Raw genomic sequence first — 413 nt, 5'->3', positions numbered from 1 at the left:
AATGTGGGATGCGGCAGTAGTGCGACGCCGACGCGGAACGGTTCGGCCAGTTTCACGATCTGCCCGTCCGCGACGTTGTGGGATGCCCGAGTGCGCTCATCGGAGGTGGACAGCCACGCCTTGTACATCTCCTCACCGGTGGCCTCCGCGGTCGCTTGAGCTGACGCCAACGATCCGCCCTCAACGGCGCCCTGGATCTCGGTGCGAGCGATCCGGCGCGCCAACCACTTCCACTGCTGCTGCGACTCGTCGTGCTGATTCCACAGGCGCCGGCGCTTCCCACGCAGGAATGGCAGTTCGTCGCGATCTGTTGCGGGGTCGGCGATTTGTGCGTCGATTGCGGAGATGTCGGCGCGGATCCGGCGCGATGGTGCGTCGATGTCGAGGATGCGTCCGATGCGGTCGGTGATGTC

1 protein-coding gene is annotated in these 413 nt (G+C 65.6%); it reads right to left on the bottom strand.

What is annotated here, in order from left to right:
- Nucleotides 1-413: phage minor head protein (locus AC3XQU_RS23035; RefSeq protein WP_489876483.1), on the bottom strand; the 413-nt coding region annotated here is incomplete at both ends.

The sequence above is a fragment of the Telluria sp. AZSoR62 genome (genome assembly GCF_058111565.1).
The sequence above is the reverse complement of the archived record's forward strand: the minus strand, read 5'-3'. Positions and strand labels throughout refer to the sequence as shown.